Source organism: Nonomuraea glycinis (assembly GCF_014646515.1).
GTDB classification, from domain to species: Bacteria; Actinomycetota; Actinomycetes; order Streptosporangiales; family Streptosporangiaceae; genus Nonomuraea; species Nonomuraea glycinis.
This window is the reverse complement of sequence record NZ_BMNK01000022.1, coordinates 73,976-99,252: the sequence shown is the minus strand read 5'-3', so window position 1 is coordinate 99,252 and position 25,277 is coordinate 73,976. Positions and strand designations below refer to the sequence as shown.

Annotated in this window: 25 protein-coding genes; 14 read left to right on the top strand and 11 right to left on the bottom strand. The window is 71.0% G+C overall.

Going from position 1 to position 25,277, the window contains the following annotated elements:
* Window positions 1-64: 64 nt before the first annotated feature.
* Together IEY87_RS40690 and IEY87_RS40685 are read right to left on the bottom strand one after the other, a co-directional pair.
* Complete coding sequence (locus tag IEY87_RS40690) at window positions 65-1,192, bottom strand: NAD(P)/FAD-dependent oxidoreductase (RefSeq protein ID WP_189144214.1); 1,128 nt, start codon at window positions 1,190-1,192, stop codon at window positions 65-67.
* A gap of 38 nt (window positions 1,193-1,230) precedes the next feature.
* Window positions 1,231-1,860: a hypothetical protein gene (locus IEY87_RS40685; protein ID WP_189144213.1), complete on the bottom strand. Its 630-nt coding sequence runs from the start codon at window positions 1,858-1,860 to the stop codon at window positions 1,231-1,233.
* An 85-nt stretch (window positions 1,861-1,945) separates the two neighbouring features.
* On the opposite strand from IEY87_RS40685, the gene IEY87_RS40680 reads away from it, so the two are divergent.
* The 7 genes from IEY87_RS40680 (at window position 1,946) to IEY87_RS40650 (ending at window position 8,543) form a co-directional block, all read left to right on the top strand.
* Entirely contained in the window at window positions 1,946-2,575 is a 630-nt protein-coding gene (locus IEY87_RS40680) for a helix-turn-helix domain-containing protein (RefSeq protein ID WP_189144212.1), read from the top strand.
* An 80-nt stretch (window positions 2,576-2,655) separates the two neighbouring features.
* Window positions 2,656-3,825, top strand: a complete 1,170-nt coding sequence (locus IEY87_RS40675; protein WP_189144211.1) for a homogentisate 1,2-dioxygenase — start codon at window positions 2,656-2,658, stop codon at window positions 3,823-3,825.
* Entirely contained in the window at window positions 3,822-4,610 is a 789-nt protein-coding gene (locus IEY87_RS40670) for a hypothetical protein (RefSeq protein ID WP_189144210.1), read from the top strand. The genes IEY87_RS40675 and IEY87_RS40670 overlap by 4 nt, the downstream gene beginning before the upstream one ends.
* On the top strand, window positions 4,607-5,710 hold the full coding sequence (fahA, locus tag IEY87_RS40665; protein ID WP_189144209.1) for a fumarylacetoacetase: 1,104 nt from the start codon (window positions 4,607-4,609) through the stop codon (window positions 5,708-5,710). The genes IEY87_RS40670 and fahA overlap by 4 nt, the downstream gene beginning before the upstream one ends.
* Before the next feature lie 75 nt (window positions 5,711-5,785).
* Entirely contained in the window at window positions 5,786-6,952 is a 1,167-nt protein-coding gene (locus IEY87_RS40660) for a L,D-transpeptidase (protein ID WP_189144208.1), read from the top strand.
* A gap of 79 nt (window positions 6,953-7,031) precedes the next feature.
* Entirely contained in the window at window positions 7,032-7,463 is a 432-nt protein-coding gene (locus tag IEY87_RS40655) for an NfeD family protein (RefSeq protein WP_189144207.1), read from the top strand.
* Between the two features lie 3 nt (window positions 7,464-7,466).
* The gene (locus IEY87_RS40650; protein WP_189144206.1) at window positions 7,467-8,543 is read left to right on the top strand and encodes an SPFH domain-containing protein; all 1,077 of its coding nucleotides are present in this window, start codon (window positions 7,467-7,469) and stop codon (window positions 8,541-8,543) included.
* A gap of 141 nt (window positions 8,544-8,684) precedes the next feature.
* Here IEY87_RS40650 and IEY87_RS40645 read toward each other — a convergent pair whose 3' ends face one another.
* A complete protein-coding gene (locus tag IEY87_RS40645) occupies window positions 8,685-9,212 on the bottom strand; it encodes a hypothetical protein (RefSeq protein WP_189144205.1) in 528 nt (175 codons plus the stop codon).
* 336 nt (window positions 9,213-9,548) lie between these two features.
* Window positions 9,549-10,718, bottom strand: a complete 1,170-nt coding sequence (locus IEY87_RS40640; protein WP_189144204.1) for a Gfo/Idh/MocA family protein — start codon at window positions 10,716-10,718, stop codon at window positions 9,549-9,551.
* A gap of 164 nt (window positions 10,719-10,882) precedes the next feature.
* Here IEY87_RS40640 and tdh point away from each other — a divergent pair, with 164 nt between their 5' ends.
* Genes tdh through IEY87_RS40625 form a run of 3 tightly spaced genes read left to right on the top strand, consistent with a single transcriptional unit; the run spans window position 10,883 to window position 14,173 of the window.
* Window positions 10,883-11,911, top strand: a complete 1,029-nt coding sequence (gene tdh / locus IEY87_RS40635; protein WP_189144292.1) for an L-threonine 3-dehydrogenase — start codon at window positions 10,883-10,885, stop codon at window positions 11,909-11,911.
* Window positions 11,911-13,089 (top strand): glycine C-acetyltransferase, encoded by a 1,179-nt coding sequence (locus IEY87_RS40630; RefSeq protein ID WP_189144203.1) that lies wholly within the window; start codon window positions 11,911-11,913, stop codon window positions 13,087-13,089. The genes tdh and IEY87_RS40630 overlap by 1 nt, the downstream gene beginning before the upstream one ends.
* A gap of 46 nt (window positions 13,090-13,135) precedes the next feature.
* A complete protein-coding gene (locus IEY87_RS40625) occupies window positions 13,136-14,173 on the top strand; it encodes a LysR family transcriptional regulator (RefSeq protein ID WP_189144202.1) in 1,038 nt (345 codons plus the stop codon).
* Here the strand turns inward: IEY87_RS40625 and IEY87_RS40620 are convergent.
* The 6 genes from IEY87_RS40620 to lhgD all read right to left on the bottom strand — a co-directional run bounded on the left by IEY87_RS40620 (window position 14,131) and on the right by lhgD (window position 21,605).
* A complete protein-coding gene (locus IEY87_RS40620) occupies window positions 14,131-15,831 on the bottom strand; it encodes a YfjP family GTPase (RefSeq protein WP_189144201.1) in 1,701 nt (566 codons plus the stop codon). The two genes, IEY87_RS40625 and IEY87_RS40620, sit on opposite strands and share 43 nt — an antisense overlap.
* On the bottom strand, window positions 15,828-17,540 hold the full coding sequence (locus IEY87_RS40615) for a GTPase family protein (RefSeq protein ID WP_189144200.1): 1,713 nt from the start codon (window positions 17,538-17,540) through the stop codon (window positions 15,828-15,830). The genes IEY87_RS40620 and IEY87_RS40615 overlap by 4 nt, the downstream gene beginning before the upstream one ends.
* A 9-nt stretch (window positions 17,541-17,549) precedes the next feature.
* Complete coding sequence (locus IEY87_RS40610; RefSeq protein WP_189144291.1) at window positions 17,550-18,206, bottom strand: response regulator transcription factor; 657 nt, start codon at window positions 18,204-18,206, stop codon at window positions 17,550-17,552.
* A gap of 65 nt (window positions 18,207-18,271) precedes the next feature.
* Window positions 18,272-19,702 carry a sensor histidine kinase gene (locus IEY87_RS40605; protein WP_189144199.1) on the bottom strand — a complete coding sequence of 477 codons (1,431 nt, stop codon included), beginning with the start codon at window positions 19,700-19,702 and terminating at the stop codon, window positions 18,272-18,274.
* On the bottom strand, window positions 19,702-20,400 hold the full coding sequence (locus IEY87_RS40600; protein ID WP_225278150.1) for a response regulator transcription factor: 699 nt from the start codon (window positions 20,398-20,400) through the stop codon (window positions 19,702-19,704). Before IEY87_RS40600 ends, IEY87_RS40605 begins: the two co-directional genes overlap by 1 nt.
* 11 nt (window positions 20,401-20,411) lie before the next feature.
* Window positions 20,412-21,605 (bottom strand): L-2-hydroxyglutarate dehydrogenase, encoded by a 1,194-nt coding sequence (gene lhgD / locus IEY87_RS40595; protein ID WP_225278151.1) that lies wholly within the window; start codon window positions 21,603-21,605, stop codon window positions 20,412-20,414.
* Window positions 21,606-21,721: 116 nt separating this feature from the next.
* Between lhgD and IEY87_RS40590 the strand changes: the two genes are divergently transcribed.
* The 3 genes from IEY87_RS40590 to IEY87_RS40580 all read left to right on the top strand — a co-directional run bounded on the left by IEY87_RS40590 (window position 21,722) and on the right by IEY87_RS40580 (window position 23,648).
* A complete protein-coding gene (locus IEY87_RS40590) occupies window positions 21,722-22,093 on the top strand; it encodes a hypothetical protein (RefSeq protein ID WP_189144197.1) in 372 nt (123 codons plus the stop codon).
* Window positions 22,094-22,189: 96 nt separating this feature from the next.
* The gene (locus IEY87_RS40585; RefSeq protein ID WP_189144196.1) at window positions 22,190-23,104 is read left to right on the top strand and encodes a TIGR03619 family F420-dependent LLM class oxidoreductase; all 915 of its coding nucleotides are present in this window, start codon (window positions 22,190-22,192) and stop codon (window positions 23,102-23,104) included.
* 40 nt (window positions 23,105-23,144) lie between these two features.
* Complete coding sequence (locus tag IEY87_RS40580; RefSeq protein WP_189144195.1) at window positions 23,145-23,648, top strand: MarR family winged helix-turn-helix transcriptional regulator; 504 nt, start codon at window positions 23,145-23,147, stop codon at window positions 23,646-23,648.
* Window positions 23,649-23,670: 22 nt separating this feature from the next.
* Here the strand turns inward: IEY87_RS40580 and IEY87_RS40575 are convergent, their stop codons facing one another.
* Window positions 23,671-24,330, bottom strand: coding sequence for a helix-turn-helix transcriptional regulator (locus IEY87_RS40575; protein ID WP_225278134.1), 660 nt, complete (start codon window positions 24,328-24,330; stop codon window positions 23,671-23,673).
* A gap of 69 nt (window positions 24,331-24,399) precedes the next feature.
* Between IEY87_RS40575 and IEY87_RS40570 the strand changes: the two genes are divergently transcribed.
* Entirely contained in the window at window positions 24,400-25,254 is an 855-nt protein-coding gene (locus tag IEY87_RS40570; RefSeq protein WP_189144194.1) for an oxidoreductase, read from the top strand.
* The last annotated feature ends 23 nt before the right edge of the window (window positions 25,255-25,277 follow it).

The following is a 25,277-nucleotide window of genomic DNA, read 5'->3' as shown; positions in this document are numbered from 1 at the left end:
AGTCTGCGCCGCCACCCCTGCTCGGGCACGCCCGTCGCCCCCCGAATCGTAGGTGAGGCCTGCCCTACCCGGCCGTTCCGCTGGTCCGCAGCCCGCGTGAGGGGGTCCGTTCGTGCAGGCCGAACCGCGCCTCCGGCTCGTGGTCGCCGTCGAGGACGCCGGTCACGTAGGAGGCGAGCTCCGGGGCGTGCTTGAAGCCATGTCCGGAGTCGCCGCCCAGCAGCCACACGCCCGGTGAGACCTCGGCGATGATCCACTCGGTGTCGGTGGTGAGCGCGTACTGGCAGACCTGGCTGAAGAGGACCGGCGCGGACACCAGCGAGGGGAACCGCCGCGCCAGGTAGGCCCTGGCGCCGGCGACGCTGGCCTCGTCCACGGTCCGCTCGCCGTGCTCGGGATCGTACGGCGCGCCCTCGAGGTCGGAGGTGGCCTTCATGCCCACGCCGTCCACGTCACCGTGCCCGTACGCGGCCGCGCCGTGGTCGACCCAGGCGGGCGTGCCGGGGACGGTCCACTCGGCGGGCACCGCGAAGTGCAGTGTGTCCTGCTTGGTCACGGTCAGCGGGACGTCGAACAGCTCGGGCAGCCAGGCGCCGCACGCCCACACCACCCGGTCCGCGACGAGCACCTCGCCGCCGACCCGGACAGCGCTCCGGTACGGCGCGTCGTCGCCGGTCACCGGCACCGCCCGGCCTCTGACCAGGTGTACTCCGGCGGCCTCGGCCAGCCTGGCGGTCACCTGGGTGGCCCGCCGTGCCCTGATCACCCCGGCCTTCGGCTCCCAGAGCAGGAAGCTGAGGTCGTCCCCGCGGAACTCGGGGAAGAACCGGGCGCCGTCCGACGGGTCCAGCACCTCACACGGGATATCCAGATTTTTCAGGACCCGGGTGCTGTCGCTCTCCCAGCCGTCGGGCGTCCCCGCGAACCACATCATGCCCGCCTCGTGGTACAGCTCCTCCCCCGCCCGCTCGGAGAGCCGCCGCCAGCCGTCCCGCGCCCGCCAGGCCATCCGGGCATACCAGTCCTCCGCGCCGTGCGCGCAGCGCATCAGCCGGGTCTCGCCCGCGCTGGCCTGCCGTACGTGCCCGGGTTTGTGCTGTTCGACCAGCGTCACCTGCCAGCCGCTCTCGGCCAGCCGCAACGCCAGCGATGATCCCCAGATGCCCGCCCCGATCACGACGACCGTCTTCATGGCATTACGGTGACCGAAAAACACCGATTTCCGCAAGGTCAAACGATGATGAGCGTGACCACGACGCCGGCGCAGTTGCCGGCCACGCAGATCCGCATCGGGACCCGGGACACGCCGGGCGCGGTGGGCACGCCGCCGATGTGACCGTCCGGGCCGATGGTGACCCCGGCGGGGACGGCCTCGTAGCTGGTCACGGTGAAGGTCGGGATCACACCGGAGGGGCCGCCGTTCACCTGGATCCGGCCGTCCAGCCGCTGGCCGGCCCGGCCGGGGAAGGTGAGCGTCCCCGGCGACCACGGCACGTTGCGCAGCACCACGAACGTGATGCGCTCCTCCGCGCAGGACTGGCCGCTGCAGAGCCGGACCGGCACGTTGTAGGTGCCGGTGCGCTCCGGCGTGCCGTACAGTCTGCCGCTCGCGTCCACCCCGACGCCGGGGGCGAGGTCGGTGGCGGCCTGGACGGTGATGCCCTTCTCCAGCGGCATCAGGCTCCGGCTCACCTCGATGCCCTCGGTGACGTAGAAGACGTCCTCCAGCAGCCGGTCGGACGGGCTCGCCTGAGGGGCGCCCCAGGCGAGCCGGATGGCTTTCGTCCCGACGGTCGGCAGGACGGGAAGAAGGGCGCACATGGCCAAACCGGCGACCAGGAGTGTCCACGTTTGCCGCATATTTACCCCCCGGTGCTTCTGCCCAGCTACGTACCCCTTTAGGCGCTTAGCGTCACCCCCATCTCACGCATAGATAATCGGGGGCATGGTCGCTGAATCCGCCCAGACCCTGGAGCGCGGGCTCCGCCTGCTGAGACTGCTGTCCGACGGGAGGAACGGCCGCACGCCCACCGAGCTGAGCGCCGAGCTGTCGCTGAGCCGCCCGGTGGTCTACCGGCTGCTGACGACGCTGCTCAACGAGGGGTTCGTGCGCCGTGACGCCGAGGGCCGGGTGCATCTCGGCTTCGGGGTGCTCGTGCTGGCGCAGGCCGTACAACCTCTGTTGAGAGCGGCGGCGCTGCCGACGCTGCGGCGGCTGGCCGAGCGGGTGGGCGCGACCGCGCACCTGACCGTCGCGGAGGGTGACGACGGGCTGGCCGTGGCGGTGGCCGAGCCGTCGTGGACCGACATGCACGTGGCCTACCGCGAGGGGTCGCGCCATCCGCTGGCCAAAGGGGCGGCCGGACAGGCGATCCTGGCCCTGCGTGCGGGCCGGGCCGAATATCTCGCGACCGAGGGGCAGTTGCAAGAGGGCGCACGAGGGGTGGCGGCGCCGGTGACGGGGCTGCCCTGGCTGGAGGCCTCGGTCGGGGTGGTGACGTTCGGACCGCTGGAGGACTCCACGGGCGCGCGGGTCGTCGAGGCCGCGGCCGAACTGGCTGACGCCCTGGGTTGACATGTCCGGGGTGATGACGGACCGTTGTCACACATAGAGGACGAAAGCGTCCGCTATACGGACGGTTTGTGGAGGGGTAGATGCCGTACTACCGCGTCGTGGGAGAGGTGCCGCGCAAGCGCCACATCCAGTTCAGGCGGCCCGACGGCGGGCTCTACGCCGAGGAGCTGATGGGCGAGGAAGGCTTCTCGTCGGACGCCTCGCTGCTCTACCACCGTCATCTGCCCACCGCGATCGTCAAGGCCGAAGCCGTCACGGCCACGGCCGACACGCGGCTGGAGCCCAACCTGCCGCTGTCGCCCCGCCACTTCCGCACCCAGGCCCTGTCCAGCGCGGGCGACCTGGTGTCCGGGCGGATCCTGCTGGCGGGCAACGCCGACGTCCGCTTGTCGTACGCCACCAGCGACCGGCCCAGCGAGCTCTACCGCAACTCCATGGGCGACGAGTGCGTGTACGTCCAGGCAGGCCGGGTCCGGTTCGAGTCCACCTACGGGGTGATCGAGGCGGGGCCCGGCGACTACGTCGTCATCCCGACCGGCACCATCCACCGCTGGGTGCCCGACGGGCAGGTCAACGTGCTGGCCATCGAGGCGTCCGGGCACATCAGGCCGCCCAGGCGCTATCTGTCGCAGTACGGCCAGTTCCTGGAGCACGCCCCCTACAGCGAGCGCGACCTGCGCGCGCCCACCGAGCCGCTGACCGTCGAGGGGGCGGAGGTGCCGGTGCTGGTACGCACCCGGGGCGGGCTGACCAGGCTCGTCTACCGCGACCATCCCTTCGACGTGGTCGGCTGGGACGGCTGCCTCTACCCGTACGCGTTCAACATCGACGACTTCGAGCCCCTGGTGAAGAGGACGCACGCGCCGCCGCCGGTGCACCAGACGTTCGAAGGGCCCGGCTTCGTGGTGTGCTCCTTCTGCCCGCGCCCGCTCGACTTCCACCCCGATTCCGTACCGATCCCCTACAACCATCACAACGTGGACTCCGATGAGTTCATGTTCTACGTGGGCGGCGACTACTCCGCGCGCAAGGGCTCGGGCATCGACGTCGGCTCGATCTCCCTGCATCCGGCCGGCTTCACGCACGGGCCGCAGCCCGGCGCGGTCGAGGCGGTCATCGACGCCGTCGCCAAGGGCGTCACCACCACCAGCGAGATGGCGGTGATGGTGGACACCTTCCGCCCGCTCGACCTCGGTCAGGGCGCGCTGTCCTGCGAGGACCCCGGTTACGCCTGGACGTGGTCACGATGACGCACACTTCGCCAACGTTCTTCACCGATCTGGTCGACGACGCGGGCCTGTTCCCGCCGACGTCGCTGCACATGTCCGAGGCCCTGGGCCGCCACGAGCGCGACCAGGAGCGCGGCACCCGGATGCTCACCCACCGCTTCCTGTGCCCGACCAGCCGCCTGGACGCCCTGCGCCGCGAGTCGTTCAGGCCCCGGCGGATCGGGCTGATCGTCGACACCGAGGAGATTCCCCCGTTCGACGACCTGCCGGTGGACTTCGTCGAGGTGCGGCTGAACGACGACCTCAGCCTCGATCGGACCGCCCGCGAACTGCGCGAGACGCTGCCGCCCGACGTGCGGCTGTTCGTCGAGGTGCTGCCCAGGAAGCACTTCTCGGACGTGCCCAAGGGGGTGGAGCTGAAGGTCCGCTGCGGCGGAGCGGAGGCCCATGACTTCCCGCAGGCCGAGCAACTCGCCGGGTTCATCCGGTTCTGCGCAGACAACGACATCCCGTTCAAGGCCACCGCCGGGCTGCACCGCGCCGTCCGCCACTTCGACCCCACGCTCGGCGTGGACCGGCACGGCTTCCTCAACCTGCTGCTCGCGGTCTGCGAGGCCGTCGAGCACCGCGACCCGGCGCCCGTCCTGCGCTCCACCGACGTGGGACATCTCGTACGGATGGCGCGCGCCGTGCCCGAGGAGACCGCCGAACGGGCGCGTCACCTGCTGGTGAGCTACGGCTCGTGCAGCACCGTGACGCCCATCGAGGACATGCTCGCCCTGGGACTGATCGAGGAGGACGCGTGAGCTGGGGACTGGACAACCTGCCGTACGGGGTCTTCTCCCCGCAGGGCGAGCGGCCGAGGGTGGGCGTGCGCTACGGCGACAAGGTGCTCGACCTGGCCGCCGCCCTGCACGACGAGGTGTTCGCCGCCCCGACGCTCAACCCGTTCATGGCCCGGGGGCACACCGCCTGGCGCGACACCAGGGCGCTCATCCAGAACAAGCTCACCAGCGACCTGACCGTCACCGAGCCGCACCTGATCCCGCTCGACCGGGTGCGGCTGCACATGCCGTTCGAGGTCGCCGACTACGTCGACTTCTACTGCTCGCTGGAGCACGCGAGCAACCTCGGCCGGATCTTCCGGCCGGACGCCGAGCCGCTGCTGCCCAACTGGCGTCACCTGCCCGTCGGCTACCACGGCCGGGCGGGCACCGTGGTGCCCTCCGGCACGCCGGTCAGCCGGCCGCACGGCCAGCTCGGCGCGGGCGTGTTCGGCCCGACCGCCAAGCTGGACATCGAGGCCGAGCTGGGGTTCGTGGTGGGCGTGCCGTCCGAGCAGGGCTCGGCCGCGGGCGCGTTCGAGGAGCACGTCTTCGGCGTGACGCTGGTCAACGACTGGAGCGCGCGCGACATCCAGGGCTGGGAGTACGTGCCGCTCGGGCCGTTCCTGGGCAAGTCGTTCGCCACCTCGATCTCGCCGTGGATCACCCCGCTGGAGGCGCTGCCCAGGGTCCCCGGCCGGGCACAGGACCCGGCGCCGCTGGACTACCTGCGCCGGCGGGACGACTGGGGGCTCGACGTCACCCTGGAGGTGTCGATCAACGGCGAGGTCGTCTCCCGGCCGCCGTACCGGGGGATGTACTGGACGCCGGACCAGATGCTCGCCCACCTGACCGTGAACGGCGCCTCGCTGCGCACCGGCGACCTGTTCGCCAGCGGCACGGTCTCCGGCGAGCAGCGCGAGGAGCGGGGCTCGCTCATCGAGCTCACCTGGAACGGCACCGACCCGATCAAGCTGACCAACGGCGACACCAGAACATTCCTGAAGAACGGCGACACCGTGACCATCCGCGCCACCGCGGGCGAGGTCAGCTTGGGGGAAGTTTCCGGAACCATCGGATAAGTGACTCCGGGTGCCTGACACATGACACACCGCTACCCTTGAGGGTCCCGTAACCCAGGAGAGCACAGGAGTGACATGCTGCGGCGTGCCGCGACGATCTGCCTGGCCGCCCTGCTCACCCTCGGCGGCTGCGGCACCCCGGACCCTCCGCCGCGCCCGCCCGTGGTCCACGTCTTCCCGCCTTTCGACACCAAACGGGCCCTGCCCGAACAGCGGATCGTGGTCAGGGCGCAGAGCGGCACGCTCAGTCAGGTCCTCGCCTACACCTCCGGCGCTTCCGTGCCCGGCACGCTCGACGCCACCCGCACCGCCTGGCGCTCCGACTGGACGCTCAAGCCGGGCGCCGAATACACGATCACCGCCACCGCGAAAGGCTCGGGCGGCCCCGCGACGGTCGCCATGGGGCGGTTCCGCACCCGCCCGGCCGAGCGCACCTTCGGCCTGGCCGCCATCGCGCCGCTGCCCGGTGAGACCGTGGGCGTCGGCATGCCGATCATCCTCGACTTCGACACCCCGGTGCACCCCAAGGCCGCCGTCGAGCGGGCGCTGGAGGTCAGGACGACGCCTCCCGTCGAAGGGGCCTGGCGGTGGACGAGCGACACCCGGGCGGTCTACCGCACCCGGCGGTTCTGGCCCGCCAGGCGGAAGGTCACGGTCACCGCCCACCTGGCCGGCGTCCGCCTCGCCCCCGGCGTCTACGGAGCCGCCGACCAGACGTTCGGCTTCACCGTGGGGCGCGAGCAGATCTCCGAGGTCGACGCGGCGACCCACCGGATGGCCGTCCGCCGCGACGGCCGCACCGTGCAGCACATGGCCATCAGCGCCGGCACGGCCAGCACCCGCGAATACACCACCACCAGCGGCATCCACCTGACCATGGACAAGGGCGACCCGGTGCGCATGATCTCGCCCGGCCGCTCGAAGGGCGATCCGGGCTTCTACGACGTCATGATCGACCACGCCGTCCGCATCTCCGACAGCGGCGAGTACGTGCACGCCAAGGACAACGTGTGGGCCCAGGGCAGGGCGAACGTCAGCCACGGCTGCATCAACGCCCGGCCGGACCAGGCGGCCTGGTTCTACGCCCACTCGCTGCGCGGCGACCCGGTGACGATCACCGGGACCACCCGCGAGCTCGCATGGCAGAACGGCTGGGGCTACTGGCAGTTGCCGTGGGGCGAATGGCGTAGCGAAAGCGCCCTCTTTTCCGAGGCCTCGAAGCCATCACAGGGCCTGCCATAAGGGCAAATCCAGCATTACGGTGGAGGGAGGGGGGAACGGTCTCGCGTTCTGGACCGTTGTTCCTTATAGGAGGCGGAGCATGGATGCATGGATCATCTGGATAATCCTCGCAGTCGTCCTCGGCGTGGCCGAGATCTTCACGCTCACCGCCGCCGTCGGGCTTCTCGGGATCGCCTCGCTCCTGACCGCGGCGAGCGCCGCCATCGGGCTCCCGGTGCCGCTGCAGCTCCTCGTGTTCGCCTTGTCATCCACGGCGGGGCTGGTCGTCATCCGGCCCATCGCCGCGCGCCACATCCGCCAGCCGCAGCTGCGCCGCTTCGGAGTGGAAGCCCTCGTCGGCAAGCCCGCCTACGTGCTGGCCGAAGTCACCGGCCGGGACGGCAGAATTCGCCTCGCCGGCGAGGAATGGTCCGCGCGCGCATATGACGAGACCCTTGTGATCCCCACTGGCGCCACCGTCGACGTCATCGAGATCGACGGAGCGACCGCCCTCGTATATCCCCGGGAGTGACCCATGGATCCGTTGTTGATAGTCGGGCTGTTCATCATCCTTTTTGCGGTTTTCACCGTACTGAAAGCCGTGCGTATCGTGCCGCAGGCCCGAGCCCGTAACGTCGAGCGGCTCGGCCGCTACAACCGGACGCTCAAGCCCGGCCTGAACTTCGTCATCCCGTACGTCGACCGCGTCTATTCCATGATCGACCTACGTGAGCAGGTCGTGTCCTTCCGTCCCCAGCCGGTCATCACCGAGGACAACCTGGTCGTCGAGATCGACACCGTCCTCTACTTCCAGGTCACCGACCCGCGGGCCGCGGCGTACGAGATCGCGAACTACATCCAGGCGGTCGAGCAGCTGACCGTCACCACGCTGCGTAACGTCGTCGGCTCCATGGACCTGGAGAAGACGCTGACCTCCCGCGACACCATCAACAGCCAGTTGCGCGGCGTGCTCGACGAGGCCACCGGCAAGTGGGGCCTGCGCGTCAACCGGGTGGAGATCAAGGCCATCGACCCGCCCAAGTCCATCAAGGACGCGATGGAGAAGCAGATGCGGGCCGAGCGCGACAAGCGGGCCGCGATCCTCAACGCCGAAGGCCAGCGCCAGTCGCAGATCCTGACCGCCGAGGGTGACAAGCAGAGCCAGATTCTGCGGGCCGAGGGCGCCCGGTCGGCCGCCATCCTGGAGGCCGAAGGCGAGTCCCGCGCCATCGACCAGGTCTTCCAGGCGGTCCACCGCAACGACCCCGATCCCAAGCTGCTCGCCTACCAGTATCTCCAGGTGCTGCCGCAGCTCGCCAAGGGCGACAACAACACCTTCTGGGTCATCCCCAGCGAGGTCACCTCGGCCCTGCAGGGCGTCTCCAAGGCGTTCACCGAGGCCCTGCCCACGGTCGCCGCCCGCCAGGAGGTGTCCGCGGACTCCGCGGCCATCGAAGAGGAGATCGCCAAGGCCACCGAAGCGGCCGCCGAGGCCGTCGCCGACGCCCAGGAAGCCGAGAGCCCGAAGGGCCCCCGCCAGCTCACCAAGGGCGTCCCCGACCCGTCCCCCTTCCCCGACCTGGACCGGGAGCACCGCGAGTCAGGCCGCTGACCCCTTGGGAGGATGCCCGCTGTGGACAGTCCGCAGCGGGCACCTCTGTGTCGGGCACCTGCCCGGGACAGGTCTCAGGTGCTGTCCGCGCGACAAGCACGAGCCACCGAGCGGCCGGTCCGTATGCCCTCGCCGGCCCCTTCAGGCGACTTCGAGCAGTCGGCGCACCTCACTCTCCCGGTGCAGGATCCGCGCCCGGCACGCGAGCTTGACGGCCGCGTCCGCCAGCGCGAGACTCCGATCCACCTGGGGAATGTCGTCCCCCATCTCGGTGCGCAACCACTCGGAGACCTCCGCCCAGGAGTAGACGCTGATGTTGTCGGCCTCGATGACCGGCTCCGGGAATCCCCCCGGCCCCCGCTGCCCGGCGGCCAACTGCCTCAGGCTGGCCTGCGTACGCCCCCCATGCCGCCGCGCCGCGTCCCCCAGCGTCACCCCGTCGCCCTGCCCGATGCCGACCGCCCACAGATCTTCGACCTCCCTGATCTGGACGAGCACGCTGAGAATGGCCTCCATCAGGCTGTCCGCGTCGCGGTCACACATGAGCTGGACACTGCCGTCACGATGTCCAGCAACCGCACAGTCATCCAGACCGGCTTCGTAGAGGGCGTCAACCTCATCGTCGGTAGGCTCCCGGTTCAGGGTGACGCGGAAGTTCCAGGTAATCATGAGATCTCCTCGCTTTTACCGCACTCCGAATGATCGGCGACCCATTCGAGAATGCCCTTTGCGTGGTTTCCGGGATTGCGAGGCGTGCACCACACCTGATAGGGCGTGGCGCCACACACACATTCGACCCATCCCCAGCGGTGCCTGTTGTGGCTCTCCACTACAGCCAAGCCGTCGACCTTGCGCACCTTCTTGAAGGCGGCGTTGATCTCGTTGTGCTGATGTCTCCCTCGACCGACCATGTTCTAACTCTGCAACAGTGTTGCATAGTTAGAACGCTGTTTCCAAGCCTGGGGCGCCCACTGATTCTGAGCCCCGTCAGGTCTGGGCGGTCGGTCAGCGCTGGCCTTGGTCGAAGTACGCCGCCAGGTCCGGGTCCAGCGGCGGGACGTCGTACGGCGTGCCGTTGTCGCGCAGGGACATGGTGGCCATGTAACCGGCGGCGACGCTCATGCGGGCGGCCACCGGGGAGGTGTCCGTGACGCCGCCCTCTCTGACGAAGCGGCGGAACTCGGCGATGATCTCCAGGTCGGCGCCGCCGTGGCTGCCGGTGGCCCGGGGGACCTGGTAGGCGATGTCGCAGTCGGCGCGGTAGTCGCTCGGGCCGGTGTTCCAGACCTTGACGGTGTCGCCCGGGCCGTCGCCGAAGTTCTCCAGCCGCCCCTCGGTGCCGATGACCGTGTAGTTGCGCACATAGTCCGGGGAGAAGTGACACTGCTGGTAGGCGGCGATGACGCCGTTGTCCAGCCGCATGTTCATCACCGAGACGTCCTCGACGTCGACGACGTCGTTGAGGTCCCGGCGGGCGGTGGGCGGCCAGTCGAAGTCGCGCAGCCAGCCTTCGGGCCGGGGCGTGCCGGGCTCCCGGCGCGGCAGGTCGCCGTAGAGCATCAGGTCGCCCAGGGCGTTGACCCGGGTGGTGTAGCCGCCCGCGAGCCAGTGGATGACGTCGAGGTCGTGCGCGGCCTTCTGCAGGAGCAGGCCGGTGGTACGGGTGCGGTCGGCGTGCCAGTCCTTGAAGTAGTAGTCGCCGCCGTAGGAGACGAAGTGCCGCACCCAGACGGTCTTCGGCACGCCGATGTCGCCTCTGGCGATGATGTCGCGCATCAGCCGGACGACGCCCATGTGCCGCATGTTGTGGCCGACGTACAGCCTGGTGCCGGTCGCGCGGGCGGCGCGCAGCACGTTGTCGCAGCCGTCCACGGTGATGGCGAGCGGCTTCTCCAGGTAGACGGCCTTGCCGGCCTGGAGGCAGTCGATCGCGACGCGCTCGTGGGTGTCGTCCGGCGTCATCACGATGATCGCGTCGAGGTCGTCGCGGCCGAGCAGCTCCCGGTAGTCGAGCGTGGTCGCGGGCTCGCCGAAGAGCGGCGCCTGCGCCTTGAGCGCCGCCGGGTCCACGTCGCAGACGGCGGCCACCACCGAGCCCCGGCCGGGCTGGTGTGCGGCCAGGGCGAGGCTGGTGCGCAGGCCAAGGCCGACGACTCCGAAACGCAGGTCTTCCACGGGTGTCCTCTCCATCCTGTACGGCATCCGTACGAAACTACTCGTTACCTGGCGCGACCCCCCGCGTGAAGCTGAGCTGTGGGGGCACTTAAGAATCCCTCGATGGACACGGCGGGGGCACGGCGGGCACAGTGCGTAAGGTTCGAACTGGGGGGATGCACGCGATGAAAGCGCTGGTCAAGGAGCGGGCCGAGCCAGGTCTGTGGCTGGTCGACGTACCGGAGCCCGTTCTGGGGCCGGGCGAGGTGAAAATCAGAGTGCTACGCACCGGCATATGCGGCACAGACCTGCATATCCGGAAATTTGATGACTGGGCGCGGCAAACGCTGACGCTTCCGCTCATCGTGGGACATGAGTTCTCCGGGCACGTGGTCGAGGTGGCCGACGGCGTCGAGGACATCGCCGTGGGCGACCTGGTCAGCGGCGAGGGCCACCTCGTCTGCGGCAAGTGCCGCAACTGCATGGCCGGCCGCCGCCACCTGTGCCGCAACACCATCGGCCTGGGCGTCCACCGCGACGGCGCGTTCGCCGAATACCTGACCCTGCCCGCCACGAACGTCTGGGTGCACCGGACCCCGGTCCATCCCGACGTGGCGGCCATCTTCGACCCGTTCGGCAACGCCGTGCACACCGCGCTGTCGTTCCCCCTGGTCGGCGAGGACGTGCTGATCACCGGGGCGGGCCCGATCGGGCTGATGGCGGCCGCCGTGGCCACCCACGTGGGCGCCCGCAACGTGGCGATCACCGACGTCAGCGACGAACGCCTCAACCTGGCCACCAAGCTCGGCGTCTCCCTGGCGCTGAACGTCTCCCGCGACACCCTCGCCGAGGGCATGCGCCGCCTCAACATGCACGAGGGCTTCGACGTCGGACTGGAGATGTCCGGCAACCCGGCCGCCCTGCGCGACATGATCGCGAACATGACCCACGGCGGCAAGATCGCCATGCTCGGCCTGCCCGCGGCGGACTTCGCCGTCGACTGGTCCACGGTCGTCACCTCCATGCTCACCATCAAGGGCATCTACGGCCGGGAGATGTACGAGACCTGGTACAACATGTCGGTCCTGCTGGAGAAGGGGCTCGACCTCTCCCCCGTGATCACCGACCGGTTCTCCTACGAGGACTTCGACACCGCCTTCAACACCGCCGCGAGTGGACGTACCGGCAAGGTCATTCTGGATTGGAGCGCTTGATGTTCACGAACGTGCGCGATCAGCTGCGTGCGACGCTGGAGGAGATCACCGAGGCCGGGCTGCACAAGCCCGAGCGGGTGATCACCACCCCGCAGAGCTCGTCGGTCGGCGTCGCCGGGCGCGAAGTGCTGAACTTCTGCGCCAACAACTACCTCGGCCTGGCCGACAATCCGGAGGTCGTCGAGGCCGCCAAGCGGGCGCTGGACCAGTGGGGGTTCGGCATGGCCTCCGTACGGTTCATCTGCGGCACCCAGGAGGTGCACAAGGAGCTCGAAGCCCGCCTGTCGGACTTCCTCGGCATGGAGGACACCGTCCTCTACAGCTCCTGCTTCGACGCCAACGGCGGCGTCTTCGAGACACTGCTCGACGCGCAGGACGCGGTCATCTCCGACGCGCTCAACCACGCGAGCATCATCGACGGCATCCGGCTGTCCAAGGCCCGGCGGCTCCGCTACGCCAACCGGGACATGGCCGAGCTGGAAGCCCGGCTGAAGGAGGCGTCGGACGCCCGGCGCCGCCTGATCGTCACCGACGGCGTCTTCTCCATGGACGGCTACCTCGCGCCGCTGGCCGACATCTGCGACCTGGCCGAGCGCTACGACGCCATGGTCATGGTCGACGACTCGCACGCCGTCGGCTTCGTCGGCCCGACCGGGCGGGGCACCCCCGAGCTGCACGGCGTCACCGACCGGATCGACATCATCACCGGCACCCTCGGCAAGGCGCTGGGCGGCGCCAGCGGCGGCTACGTGTCGGCCCGCGCGGAGATCTGCGAGCTGCTGCGCCAGCGCTCGCGCCCCTACCTGTTCTCCAACTCGCTGGCCCCCGTCATCGCCTCCGCCTCGCTGCGCATCCTCGACCTGCTGGAGACCTCCAGCGAGGCTCGTGAGCGGCTGCGCGCCAACACCGAGCGCTTCCGCGCCAAGATGACCGAGGCCGGTTTCGACATCCTGCCGGGCGACCATCCGATCGTCCCGGTGATGATCGGCGAGGCCGCCGTGGCGGGCGCCATGGCCGAGCGCCTGCTGGAGCTGGGCGTCTACGTGATCGGCTTCTCCTACCCGGTGGTGCCGCACGGCCAGGCCCGCATCCGCGTCCAGCTCTCCGCCGCGCACTCCACCGAGGACGTCGACCACGCCGTGTCCGCCTTCATCCAGGCCCGCGCCGACCGGCTCTGACCCACCGGCACGGCGGTCGGCTCGGGAGGCTGGATAAGCTCGCCGCGTGATAGATACGCGGCGGCTGCGCACGCTGCGCGCGGTGGCCGACCATGGCACGGTGACCGCCGCGGCCGCCGCCCTGCACCTCACCCCGTCGGCGGTGTCCCAGCAGCTCGTCGCGCTGGAGCACGAGGTGGGCCACCGGCTGTTCGTCCGCGACGGCCGGGGCGTCCGCCTCACCGCCGTCGGCAAGATCATGCTCGGCCACACCAACGAGGTCCTCGCCCAGCTCGAACGCGCCGAGGCCGAGGTCGCCGCCTACAGCTCCGGCGAGGCGGGCGAGGTGACCGTGGCCTGCTTCGCCACCGCGATCAGCGCCGTGCTCTCCCCCGCGATCACCTCGCTGCGCGCCGCCGCTCCCGGCCTTCAGGTACGGGTACGCGACGCCGAGGGGGACCAGAGCCTGACCATGCTGCTCGACGGCGAGGCCGACGTCGCCATCGCGGTGGAATACCGGGGCGGCCCCGACGTCACCGACCGCCGCCTGCATCGCCTGCCGTTGTACGCCGAGCCGTTCGACCTGGTGCTGCCCGAAGGCCACGCCCTGGCCGCCGCCCCGCTGTCGGCCTTCGGCGAGCAGACCTGGATCGGCCCCTATCCGGGCAACCCGGTGCACGACGTGATCGCCTTCGCCTGCGAGCAGGCGGGCTTCACCCCCCGCTTCGCGCACTGCTCCGACGACTTCCGCGCGGTGGTCGCCCTGGTCGGCGCAGGCGCGGGCGTGGCACTGGTCCCCCGGCTCGCGCTGCGGGACATGGCCCTGTCCGGCGTGACGGTGTCCGGCGTGACGGTGTCCGACGTGACCATGTCCAGCGTGACGGCGCCCGGCGTGACGGTTCACCACGTGCCCGGACCCGAGCGCCGCGTCTTCGCCGCCGTCCGCCGGGGCGCGGACTCCCACCCTCTGCTGCGCCCCCTGCTCGACACCCTCCGCGAGATCGCCGGCTCCCTGGGGTCGAGTGACACATCCGGCAGAACCGGTGAAACCATACGCGACGGCTACGCCCGCGCGATCCCGATGACCTCGGCGAACCGGTCGTAACGGGTCAGCTCCTCATCCACCGGCCCGAGCACGTACTCCTGCCCCACCTGACCGATCGCCTCGTGCAGCGCCTTCGCGGCCCGGCGCGCCCGGCGGCGGCCCCCCAGCCACGCGGCCAGCCGCGCAAGCAGCGCGACCAGCACCCCGGCCAGCGCGCCGCCGGCCAGCAGCACGGTGGGCCAGGGCAGCTCCCCCGCCGTCGGCAGCGGGGGCTGCGGCAGGCGCAGGTAGTCCATCCCGAGCAGCACGCCCAGCCAGCCGGCCCCCGCCACCATGGTGGCGAACAGCAGCCACTGCAGCACGTTCACCGCCCGCCACCAGCGCGGCCTCCGGGTCTCCCGGAGGGAGGTCCGGCCGACGGCCCGATCCACCGCGTCGGGCAACTCCGCCTCCCGCGAGCGCGCCGCCCGCCGCACGGCAGCGCCCCAAGCCTGCGGCAGGTCCGTCGCCGCCGCCTCGCCGACGTCCCTGATCGCCGTCTCCACCTGCGCCCGCTGTACGGCGGAGGCGGCCGGGAGCGAGGTGTGCCCCACCGGCTCCCGCTCGGCGGCCACCCCGATCCGCAGCCTGCGCAACGGATCGGGCCGGAACCGGCGCACCCATCGGGTGACGGGCCACCCGGTGGCGATGACGGCCCGGTGCCGGTGCCCCTTGCGCACGGCCGCCACGACGAGCGGCACCCCGGCGGCCTTGGACAGCGCCGCCGTCAGCGGCCGATCCAACCGCCCGGCGCCCTGCCCCTCCGCCACTCGTACCAACTCCACCCGCCCGGCGCCCTGCCCATCCACCCGTACCAGCTCTGACCGCCCGGCGCCCATCCCATCCGTCACCCGTACCAGCTCCACAGCCCCGTCGGCGGACGCTGCGGCCAGGTGGTCGGCGGCGGTGATGACGTCGGCGGCCAGGCGGGCCGACCAGGACCGCCGCTCACTCACCCGGTTCGCCAGCAGGACGCGCAACTCGGCCAGGCCCGCGCCGGTACGGGCCGAGACCCCGACGATGGGCACCCCCGTCAGCCCGTCCTCGTCGAGCAGCCGCCGCAGGTCGCCCAGGCACCGCGCGACGGCGGCCTCGGGCAGCCGGTCGATCTGGTTGAGCACCACCACCATCACGTCCTGGTGCCCGGCCAGCGGCCGCAGATAGCGTTCGTGCACGGCGGCGTCGGCGTACTTCTGCGGATCCAGCACCCACACGAGCAGGTCGACCAGCTCCACCAGCCGGTCCACCTCCAGCCGGTGCGCGAGCCGGATGGAGTCATGGTCGGGCAGGTCGAGCAGGACCAGCCCGGACAGGTCACCGGAGGAGGCCGAGTGCCGGCGGGGCACCTCCAGCCAGTCGAGCAGCGGACCGGCCCCCTCCCCGTCCCACAGCGCCGCCTGGGCGGTCGCCGTGGTGGGCCGGGTGACGCCGACGGCCGAGAGCTCCTCCCCGGCCAGCACGTTGAACAGCGACGACTTCCCGCTGCCGGTGGCCCCGGCGAGCGCCGCCACGGTGTGCTCCACCGACAGCCGGCGCCGTATCCCCGCCCGCTCGGTCACTGTCCGCGCCGCGGCCACCGCCTCCCCGGGCAGCCGCCCCTCCCCCAGCTCGACCGCCTCCGTCAGCGCGGCCAGCCGCGAGTCCAGCGACGGCCCCTTCTTACGGCGCAGCAGCTTCATGGCGATCCGCCCTCGGGTAGCTCCGCCTGGTGGGTACGGACCGATCGGGCGGACGCCCGCAGCATGGCGGCCGTGTCCGGCGGCGGCTGGACGGTCTCCAGCAACGTGGTGTAGCGGACCGCCTCCTCCTCCATCAGCCCCCGCACCCGCTCCCGTAGGTCCTCCCGGGCCGCCACGGTGAGCGTCCGCACCGCCTGGTCGCCGAACACCGCCTCCAGCAGCTTCTGCGACAGCACGCTGGTGCCGCCCGCGATGCCCACCTCGATCCCGGTCAGCCCGCCGGTGGAGGCGAAGACGGCCAGCATCAGCAGCACCCCGGCCCCGTTCACGCCGAAGGACGCCAGCCGCGCCGCCGACCGCCGGGACGCGCCTTCCTCCCGTACGAGATCGAGCACGTACTCCTGCCAGCCCCGTACCGTCGCCTCGGCCCGCTTGCCGAGGTCCGGGGAGGCGCGGCCGAGCCGGGCCCGTTCGACGGCGCCGACGCGGTCCAGCAGGCCGGGCCCGCCCGGCGCGGCGGACCAGCCGTCGAGGGCGCGTTCGGCGGCGCTGTCGGCCGCGCCCCTGATCAGCGCCTCGACGCCGGACTCCAGCGCGTCGCGCAGCTGGGTGCCGGGCGCCTGCCCGGTGAAGAAGCCGACCACCCGGTCACGCAGCCGGCCGACCCGGCTCTCCAGCGAGCGCATCAGGTCGCCGGTGCCGATGAAATCCTGCCAGCGGGCCAGCACCTCGCCCCGCAGCAGCGACCCGTCGCGCATGCCCTCGTCGAAGTCGGCCATCGCGCCCGCGTACGCGGCGGTCACGATGGCGTGCAGCCCGGCGAAGGCGCTCTCCTGCCGCTCGACCGCGTCGGCCAGCGCCGGCACCCGGACGGCCAGGCTGTCGAGCGTGCCGGACAGCGTCTGGCGTACCACCCGGGAGCGTTCGGCGGCGTCGGCGGCGAGCCCGGTGAGCCAGTCGGCGATGGGCGCCACCGCCTCGGCGGGCAGCCGGGCCTTCTCGCTGGGCAGCGCGGCCTCCGGCACGGCGAACAGGCGGGTGCCGTCGAGGCCGTTGTCGACCAGGAGGCGTTCGAGGTCGCGGGTGACGGGCCCGGCGGCCTCCGGCGGCACCCGGTCGAGCACCAGGGCGAGCGCGGTGCTGCGCTCGCGGGCCGAGCGCAGGAAGCTCCACGGCACCTCGTCGGCGTAGCGGGCGGCGGTGGTGACGAACAGCCACAGGTCGGCCGCGGCGAGGAGCTGCGCGGCCAGCTCCCGGTTGGCGGTCACCACGGAGTCGATGTCGGGCGCGTCGAGCAGCGCCAGCCCGCTGCCGAGCGCCTCGGCCGTCACCACCCGCAGCGCTCCCACGCCGGCGCCGGTGGCGCGGGACAGGCCGGGCAGCACGTTCGGGCCCATGAACCAGTCGTGGTCGGCGGGGCTCACCACCAGCGTGGGCACCAGCGTGGTGGGGCGCAGCACGCCTGGCTCGGCGACGTCGGCGCCGACCAGCGAGTTGACCAGCGTGGACTTGCCCGCACCGGTGGACCCGCCGACGACGGCGAGCAGCGGCGCGTCGATGGCGCGCAGCCGGGGCAGCAGGTAGTCGTCGAGCTGCCCGGTCAGCTCCTTGAGCGCGCGCCGGTCGGCGGCGGCCTCCCCGACGGCCAGCGGGAACAGCTCCCGATCCAGCGGCCGGCGCAGTCCTTCGAGCGCGCCCAACAGGTCCATACGGTCAAGCTAGCCCGCAGGAGGCTCCCTTAACACGTAACCGACGCTGCGCAACGTGTGAATGAGTCGTGGCTCCACGTCGTCGACCTTGCGCCGCAGGTAGGACACGTACGATTCGACCACGCCGGCGTCGCCGCCGAAGTCGTAGTTCCAGACGTGGTCGAGGATCTGCGCCTTGGACAGCACCCGCCCGGCGTTGGCCATGAAATAGTGCAGCAGCTTGAACTCGGTCGGCGACAGCCGCACCTGCCGCCCGGCGCGCCACACCTCGCGCGCCTCCTCGTCCAGCTCCAGGTCCGCCACTTTCAGCTTGCTCGCGGGCGCGCCCTCCGCTCTGGTACGGCGCAGCACCGCGCGGATCCTGGCCTGGACCTCCTCCAGGCTGAACGGCTTGGTGACGTAGTCGTCGCCCACCCGCAGCCCGGCGATCTTGTCCTCGGTGGCTTCGCGGGCGGTCAGGAACAGCACCGGCGCGTCGATGAGCCTGGCCACCTCGAACCCGTCCAGGTCCGGCAGCATGACGTCCAGCACGACCAGATCGGGCCTGGCCCGCCGAGCCACCTCGACGGCTTCGTGCCCGTCGGCGGCGGTGACCACCTCGAACCCGGAGAAGCGCAGGCTGGCGGAGAGCAGGTCTCGGATACTGGGCTCGTCGTCCACCACCATGATCAGCGCCTCGGGTTCGGTCACGTACCCAGAGTGACAAAACCACCTGAGGAATTGCTGAACGACTAATCCAAAGCGAGTGGGAGTTCTACTCGGAACGTCGCCCCTTCGCCCACCGCGCTCCGCGCCCGTACGGTCCCGCCGTGCGCCCCCACCAGCGCCCGCACGATGGCCAGGCCGAGCCCGCTGCCCCGGTCCTCGCCCGACCGGCGGCGGGAGCGGGCCGAGTCGGCCCGGTAGAAGCGCTCGAAGACCCGCTCGACCTGGTCGGGGGTGAGGCCGGGCCCCTTGTCCGCCACTTCGAGGAAGACCGTCTCGTCGTCGGCCCCCACCCGGACGGTGATCGGCGTGCCCTCCTCGGTGTGGACGAGGGCGTTGGACATGAGGTTGCCGACGACCTGGCGCAGCCGTACCTCGTCACCGGAGACGATCAGGGCGGCGCCGCCCACGACGTCCAGCCCGATCTCGCGGGACGGCGCGAGGATCCGCGCGTCCTGCACGGCGTCGGCCGCCAGCGCCAGCATGTCCACCGGGCGCATCTTCAACGGCCTGGCCTGGTCCACCTGGGCGAGCAGCAGCAGGTCGTCGACCAGCAGGCCCATCCTGCCCGCGGCGCTCTCCACCCGCAGCATCAGCTCGGCGGCGTCGGCGTTCGGGTTCTGCCGGGCGTACTCGGCGAAGCCGCGGATCGAGGTGAGCGGGGTGCGCAGCTCGTGCGAGGCGTCGGTGACGAACTGGCGCATCCGGTCCTCCGACCTCCGGGCCGCCTCCTCGGACGCCGAGCGGGCCGCGAACGCGCTCTCGATCTGGGCCAGCATCCCGTTCAGCGCGCCGGCCAACCGGCCCACCTCGGTGCGCGGGTCGCCGTCCGGCACCCGGCGTCCCAGCTCACCGGCGGCGATGGTGCCGGCCGTGTGCTCGATCTCCGCCAGCGGCCGCATGCTGCGCCGTACGATCGTGACGCCCACGACGGCGAGGATGAGCACGATGCCGCCGCCGCCCAGGAGCTCGATGAGGACGAGCCGCCAGGTGATCTCGTTGACCTCTTCCAGATCCGTGGCGACCACGAAGGTGCCCTGCGGCGTCGTGGTCTCCTTGACCCGCCAGGCGCCGCCGCCGTTGACGGCCGGCGCGGTGTAGATGCCCGGGCCGGGCGAGTCCTCCAGCACCGGCTTGGGCTTGATGTCGACGTCCCGGTCGCCCTGCGTCGGGGTGAGGCGGCCGGCGGCGTCCTTCATCAGCACGATCGTGTCGGACTCGATGAGCAGCGCCTTGTCGGGCAGTTTCCGGCCCGCCAGGCGCCGCTGCTCATCGTTGACCAGCCGTTTGGTCACCCGTACGGACACGAGGTTGACCTGGCTGTCTACGCGGTCGAGCAGGTAGCCGTTCAGGACCGAGACGCTGACCAGGCCGATGAAGCTCATGCCGAGCCCGAGCAGCGCCAGCATCGACGCCATCAGCTTGACCCTGAGCGGGAGGCCGCTCAACCTCGCCATTACACGCCCGGCGGGAGCCGCAGGACGTAGCCGACGCCGCGCAGCGTGTGGATGAGCCGGGGGCTGCGGTTGTCGATCTTACGGCGGAGCACGGAGACGTAGGACTCGACGATGCCGACCTCGCCCCGGAAGTCGTAGTCCCAGACGTGGTCGAGGATCTGCGGCTTCGACAGCACCCGGCCCGCGTTCGTCATGAAGTAGCGCAACAGCTTGAACTCGGTCGGCGACAGCGCGATCGCGTGGCCGCCCCGCCACACCTCGTGGCTCTCCTCGTCCAATTCGATGTCGGCGAAGGTCAGCCGGGGCGGCGGCGGTTGCGTCTCGCCGCTGGTGCGCCGGAGCACCGCGTGGATCCTGGCGACGACCTCCTCCAGGCTGAACGGCTTGGTCACGTAGTCGTCACCGCCGATCGTCAGGCCGCGGATCTTGTCCTCGGTCTCGTCGCGGGCGGTCAGGAACACCACGGGGGTACGGATGCCGCCGCCGCGCATCCGCCGGACGATCTCGAATCCGTCCAGGTCGGGCAGCATGACGTCGAGGACGACGAGGTCCGGCCGCTGCCGCTGGACGGAGGCCACGGCGTCCACGCCGCTCTTGGCGGTGCACACGTCGAAGCCCGCGAACCTGAGGCTCGCGGCGAGGAGTTCGAGAATGTTCTGGTCATCTTCGACGATCAGGAGTCGCGCTTCCATCACCATCAAGGATGCACTCATCGGACGGGTGCTGGGACAATTCCGGCGATGTGCCGGGCGATGGCCAAGCTGGACGTGGCCGCCGGTGAGGGGGCGTTGCGCACCAGAACCACCCTGCCCTGAACGTCCACCGCGAAGTCGTCGACCAGCCCGCCGTCTCTCGCGACGGCTTGCGCGCGCACGCCGCCCTCGGCCCGTCGCAGGTCGGCGGCGGTGAGCTCGGGTACGTAGCGGCGCGCGGCGTCGAGGAAGGCGCCCTTGACCAGCGAGCCGTAGACCTCCTTGACGCCGGTACGCCAGTGCCGCCGGGCCAGGCGGAGGGTGCCGGGCCAGCGGACAATTGCCGGAAAATTACTGAAATTTCGCCATTTATAGCCTTCGTAGGCGGTGGCGAGCACCGCGTTCGGGCCCACCAGCACCTCGCCGTCGAGGTGCCGGGTCAGATGTACGCCCAGGAACGGATAGCGCGGATCGGGCACCGGATAGATCAGCCCCCGCACCAGCTCCCTGGCTTTTCCGTCGAGCGCGTAGTACTCACCCCTGAACGGCACGATCCGCACGTCCCCCGGCATCCCGGCCATCCTGGCGACCGCATCGGTGCCCAGACCCGCGCAGACCACCAGCCGGTCGAAGCCGAACCGCCGCCGCCCCGCCACCACCTGGACCCCGCCGGCGCTCTCCCTGACGCCCTGCACCGGATGCTCCAGCCGTACAGAACCGCCGAGCTCTGCCACGTCGAGCGCGAGCCGGCGCGCGACCGCCGGGAAGTCGGTGATCGCCGTCCGCGGCGAGTGGAGCGCGCCGACGCCGACCGCGTGCGGCTCGATCTCGCGCAGCCCCAGCCCGTCGAGCTCGGCGAGGTCCGGCACGCCGTTGGCCCTGGCCCGCTCGGCCAGCGCCGCCAGCAGCGGCCGCTCGGCCCGCGTGCTCGCCACCACCAGCTTGCCGACCTCGTCGTACGGCAGCGCGTGCTGGGCGCAGTAGGCCTTGAGCAGGGCCACACCCTCGCGGCAGAGCCTGGCCTTGAGCGAGCCGGGCGGGTAGTAGATGCCCGCGTGCACGACGCCGCTGTTGTGGCCGGTCTGGTGCGCGCCGACGCGGCCCTCCTTCTCCAGCACGGTCACCTCGGCGCCCCGCGTCACGGCCAGCTCCCGGGCGACCGCCAGACCGACGATCCCGGCCCCCACGACTCCGATCTTCTCCGTCACCAGGCCAGTGTGCCCCCGCGTTCAGCCCTCGACCACCGCAAGGCATCCCGAAGCGGCGCCTTCCACCACCACTGACCTCCAATCTGGGCCGGTGAATCGAACATGAGTACGATGGATTCATGTACGTCCCGCCAGAATGGCCCGCGGAGGTCCGGCCACCCAGCGTCCCCGACTGGGAGACCTCGGCCGTTGCCTGGCTGCTCGACGCGGTGCCCCCGGACTACCGAGCCTACGAGGTGCTCAGGCGGCACCCCATCGCCCTGGCCCGGATGGCGAACCACCACGTCAACTCAGCCATCGAGGCGGCCCGCACCGGCTACCGAAGGGCGGCGGTCGAGCTCAAGGGCCACCTCCCGCCACACGCCATCGAGGCCGTTCTGGACACCTACCGGGAAGAGGGGCCCCGGCTGGTACGCCTGTCCCGCTCCATCGCCGTGGTCGAGCAGGCCTTGCGCGGCGACATGTTCACCGCCACCATGCGCCGCCCGTGACTCTGCCCCTCGCCACTCATTTCAAGTTTGATTTCATCCTTGAACTAACCTAGGCTCGGCTCTCCCAAGTAGCGCCGCACTGACAGGAGAGCGACTGTGAAGCTCGGCATCATGCTGCCCGTGTCGGGGGTCCACGCCTCACCGGCGAACATCACGACCATCGCCCAAGCCGCCGAGAGGATCGGCTACGACTCGATCACGACCTACGAACGCCTGTTGCGCCCGATGGCACCGACGATGCCCGGCCCCGACGGCACCCTGGAGCGGCTCCCCGACATCTACCGCACCACCTTCGAGCCGCTACAGACGTTGAGTCACGTGGCGGCGCTCACCAGCCGCATCGCTCTGGGCACCAGCATCATCAACCCGCTGTTCCACCCGCCGGTCGTGCTGGCCCGCAGGCTGGCGACGCTCGACCAGTTCAGCGGTGGCCGCGTCCTCGCCGGTTTCGGGCAGGGCTGGATGCCGCAGGAGTTCGCCACCGCGGGCGTGCCCATGAAGCGGCGCGGCGCCGGCTTCGACGAGGTCATCGCGGCGATACGGGCCTGCTGGGGACCCGACCCTGTGGAGTACGAGGGCCGCTTCTACACGATCGAAGCCTCCGAGATCAACCCGAAGCCCGTCCGCGGCGACATCCCGATCACCGTCGGCACGATCTCCGACAGCGGCATCGACCGGGCCGCCCGCATCGCCGATGGCATCACGCCGATGGCCTGGGCCCTGGACGGGGTGACCGCGCAGGCCAAGCGCTTCTGGGAAACCGCTGAGCGCCTCGGACGAGACCCGGCCGCGCTCACGGTGACGGCACAGACCAACCACCCCATGGAGCCCAAGCCGGTCAGCGGGGACCGCCCGTTCCTTCGCGGCGCCCCACGGCAGCTCGCCGACGACATCGAGCAACTGCGGGAGCGTGGGTTCACCGGGGTTCTGTTCGCGTTCCCGCCGCCCGATGAGATCGCCACGCAGATCGAGATGCTCGAGGAGCTCCGTTCCCTGGTGCCCGCAGGGTGAGCGGATGGTCCGGCCTGCCTGGGCGGATAGGATCGGCCGCATGGAGGGTCAGGACGAACCGCGTTGGCTGTCGCCGGATGAGCATGACGCCTGGATCTCCCTGGCCTGGCTGATGATCAAGCTGCCGGGCGAGTTCGACGCCCAGCTCCAGCGCGACAGCGGCATCTCCCTCTTCGAATACCTGGTGCTCTCCTCGCTGTCCATGTCGCCCGACCGGTGCATGCGGATGAGCGACCTGGCCCAGCACGTGAACGGCTCCGTCTCCCGGCTGTCCAACGTGGCCAAGCGCCTGGAGCAGCGCGGCTGGATCGCACGAGCGCCCTCCACCGGGAACGGCCGCTACATCGAGGCGACACTCACCGAGGCGGGCATGGCCGTGCTCCACCAAGCCGCCTCCGGCCACGTCGAGACAGTGCGGCGGTATGTCTTCGACGTGCTCGGCGCCGATCAGGTGACCGGGCTGCGTGACATCGGCCGCCAGATCGCGGCCCAGGTCGAACACGACCGCACCGGGTCTCCCTCGGCGAGACGGATCCTGCGATAGCCCTGATCGGCACGGCGACCGGTCAGCCGGTGAGGCCGAGCTCTCCGGCGCGCATCCCGGCCTGGAAGCGGGAGCCGGACTCAAGCAGGGCCATCAGGTCGGCCACCCGCCGCCTGTAGGTGCGCAGCGACAGGCCGAGCTGCCGGGCCGCGGACTCGTCTGTGTGGCCTCCGCCGAGCATCCGCAGCACGGCCTGGCCATCGGCGTCGAGCTGCGGCATGTCGGAGCGCAGGTAGGCGTCGAGCTCGGTGGCCGCCTTCCAGGCCGCCTCGATCAGCATCCGGACGCCGCCCACCACGGACGGCGTGTCGGTCACGGTGTACTCCCTCGGCCCGCCGAACGGGGGCGCGACCTCGGCGAGGATGGCGAACGACCGGTCGAGGACGATCGTCTCGTGCGGCAGCGGGGAGGCGCTGATCCGCACCTCAGCGCCTTGTGCCACGACCTCCCACAGGTGCCGCCGGGCGTCCTCGTCGGCGAGCGCGGCCGGGCTGAGCAGCTTGCGCACCCTGAAGGGCGGGGGCCCGCCCCCGCTCAGCCGCCGGATGACCGCCTCACGCGCCTCAGGCTGCGCCCACGTGGTCAGATCACGCGCCGCGCACACGAAGTCGTCCTTGACCGAGGCGAACAGGGGGTAGGCCCTGGCCACGAGCTCCGTGTCGCCGCGTACGGTGATGACCACGGCCTCAGTGTATGGCAGCTTCTTGCCACCGCTTTGAGCCCGAGGCGCCCGGTCGACGAGGCTGAGGCTATGACAGAGAACATGTTCCAGCTCGGCGGCGACCTCCCGGTGCGCCGGCTCGGTTTCGGTGCCATGCGTCTGCCCAGGAAGACCTTCACCGGCCCGGCCCGCGACCCGGAGTCCGGGATAGCGGTGCTGCGCAGGGCCGTCGAGCTCGGCGTCGACCACATCGACACCGCGTCGTTCTACCGCCACGAGGGCGTCGCGGCGAACGAGCTGATTCGCAAGGCACTGCACCCCTACCCCGCCGGGCTGGTCATCGCCACGAAGGTCGGGCCGATCGAGGACGAGCAGGGCGTGCCGAGCCGGCAAGCCCGGCCAGGCGAGTTGCGGGCCCTGGTCGAGGAGAACCTGACGAGCCTCGGGGTGGACCGCCTCGACCTGGTCTACCTGCGGGTCGGCGGCCTTGCCGAGCCGGGCGGCGAGTCGATCGCCGAACGCTTCGAGGTCCTGGCCGGGCTCCGCGAGGAGGGCCTGATCCGACACCTCGGCGTGAGCAACGTCGATGCCGCCCAACTCGCCGAGGCCCGCACCATCGCTCCCGTGGCCGCGGTGCAGAACAGCTTCCACGTCCAGGAGCGCCACTCGGCCGACGTGCTGACCGCCTGCGCCGCCGACGGGGTCGCGTTCGTGCCCTTCTTCCCGCTCGGCGGCGGCTTCCGCCCGATCGACCCTGCCCGCCTGGCCCGAGTCACCGAGCGGCACCAGGCCACTCCCGCGCAGGTGGCGCTCGCCTGGCTGCTCACCACGTCCCCGGTGACCCTGGCCATCCCCGGCACCGGCTCCATCGCCCACCTGGAGGAGAACATGGCCGCGGCCGCCATCCACCTCACCGACGAGGACCTCGCCGACCTCGAACCCTGAGACCTTTGCCCGGGTTCTGGTCA

Excerpts from the sequence above, each read along its gene's own strand:
- IEY87_RS40580 (WP_189144195.1), top strand. The coding sequence starts at position 23,145 with ATGGAGGGTCAGGACGAACCGCGTTGGCTGTCGCCGGATGAGCATGAC.
- IEY87_RS40645 (WP_189144205.1), bottom strand. The coding sequence starts at position 9,212 with ATGATTACCTGGAACTTCCGCGTCACCCTGAACCGGGAGCCTACCGAC.
- IEY87_RS40655 (WP_189144207.1), top strand. The coding sequence starts at position 7,032 with ATGGATGCATGGATCATCTGGATAATCCTCGCAGTCGTCCTCGGCGTG.
- IEY87_RS40615 (WP_189144200.1), bottom strand. The coding sequence starts at position 17,540 with ATGGACCTGTTGGGCGCGCTCGAAGGACTGCGCCGGCCGCTGGATCGG.
- IEY87_RS40675 (WP_189144211.1), top strand. The coding sequence starts at position 2,656 with ATGCCGTACTACCGCGTCGTGGGAGAGGTGCCGCGCAAGCGCCACATC.
- IEY87_RS40685 (WP_189144213.1), bottom strand. The coding sequence starts at position 1,860 with ATGCGGCAAACGTGGACACTCCTGGTCGCCGGTTTGGCCATGTGCGCC.
- IEY87_RS40605 (WP_189144199.1), bottom strand. The coding sequence starts at position 19,702 with ATGGCGAGGTTGAGCGGCCTCCCGCTCAGGGTCAAGCTGATGGCGTCG.
- tdh (WP_189144292.1), top strand. The coding sequence starts at position 10,883 with ATGAAAGCGCTGGTCAAGGAGCGGGCCGAGCCAGGTCTGTGGCTGGTC.
- IEY87_RS40690 (WP_189144214.1), bottom strand. The coding sequence starts at position 1,192 with ATGAAGACGGTCGTCGTGATCGGGGCGGGCATCTGGGGATCATCGCTG.
- IEY87_RS40680 (WP_189144212.1), top strand. The coding sequence starts at position 1,946 with ATGGTCGCTGAATCCGCCCAGACCCTGGAGCGCGGGCTCCGCCTGCTG.
- IEY87_RS40570 (WP_189144194.1), top strand. The coding sequence starts at position 24,400 with ATGACAGAGAACATGTTCCAGCTCGGCGGCGACCTCCCGGTGCGCCGG.
- IEY87_RS40670 (WP_189144210.1), top strand. The coding sequence starts at position 3,822 with ATGACGCACACTTCGCCAACGTTCTTCACCGATCTGGTCGACGACGCG.
- IEY87_RS40590 (WP_189144197.1), top strand. The coding sequence starts at position 21,722 with ATGTACGTCCCGCCAGAATGGCCCGCGGAGGTCCGGCCACCCAGCGTC.
- IEY87_RS40610 (WP_189144291.1), bottom strand. The coding sequence starts at position 18,206 with ATGGTGGTGGACGACGAGCCCAGTATCCGAGACCTGCTCTCCGCCAGC.
- IEY87_RS40620 (WP_189144201.1), bottom strand. The coding sequence starts at position 15,831 with ATGAAGCTGCTGCGCCGTAAGAAGGGGCCGTCGCTGGACTCGCGGCTG.
- IEY87_RS40650 (WP_189144206.1), top strand. The coding sequence starts at position 7,467 with ATGGATCCGTTGTTGATAGTCGGGCTGTTCATCATCCTTTTTGCGGTT.
- IEY87_RS40660 (WP_189144208.1), top strand. The coding sequence starts at position 5,786 with ATGCTGCGGCGTGCCGCGACGATCTGCCTGGCCGCCCTGCTCACCCTC.
- IEY87_RS40630 (WP_189144203.1), top strand. The coding sequence starts at position 11,911 with ATGTTCACGAACGTGCGCGATCAGCTGCGTGCGACGCTGGAGGAGATC.
- IEY87_RS40600 (WP_225278150.1), bottom strand. The coding sequence starts at position 20,400 with ATGGTGATGGAAGCGCGACTCCTGATCGTCGAAGATGACCAGAACATT.